The organism is Corynebacterium tuscaniense DNF00037 (assembly GCF_000759055.1).
Lineage (GTDB): Bacteria > Actinomycetota > Actinomycetes > Mycobacteriales > Mycobacteriaceae > Corynebacterium > Corynebacterium tuscaniense.
In genome coordinates, this window is record NZ_JRNG01000082.1 from 1 (window position 1) to 592 (window position 592).

The window sequence follows — 592 nt, forward strand, 5'->3', positions numbered from 1 at the left end:
AGCAGTTGGTGGCACAATTATCGGCGACTGATGTGGCTTCGATGTCGGGGATTTCGCAGAATTGGGCAGCGACGTCTGACAGTGTTACTGAGGCGTTGAGTGTGATTCCTGAGGTGGTGGGGTTGTTGTCGGGGTCTGCTGAGACTTAGGCGATTGGCAATGCGATTGATCATATTGGGTTGATTGCTTCCTCTGGGGCGCAGTATGGGATAAATGCTGGTGTGTTGGCGGGGTTGACTGCTGGTTTGGTTACTGTCAGTGAGGCGAGTTCGATTCAGGCTGCAACAACGTTGGGGATTGTGCGTTTGGCGGTGCATCCGATTGCTTCTCATGGGATAGAGCAGTCGTATTTGTCGGGGTATGGGCCGCAGTTGACTGTGGAGTTGGTTCCTACGGTGCCGCCGTTTGATATGTTGCTGCCGCCGTTGGGGTCTGTATCGGGTGGGGTTTTAGATGGTGGTGGTGCAGGTGCGTTGATTCCGGAGTTTAAGAAGCAGGCGTTATCACCGGTGGTTCGTGATGCGTTGGATCATGCGGGCTGGGGTGATGTTGCCCATGCCACGACCCCGGCTGAGATTGTGGAGCAGGTCGG

At 55.2% G+C, this 592-nt stretch carries 1 protein-coding gene; it reads left to right on the forward strand.

Annotation, left to right across the window (positions count from 1 at the left end; all coding sequences use genetic code 11):
• Positions 1-179 precede the first annotated feature (179 nt).
• Positions 180-592, forward strand: a 413-nt coding sequence (locus tag HMPREF2129_RS11110; RefSeq protein ID WP_156959293.1) for a hypothetical protein, incomplete at its 3' end; no start/stop codon positions are given.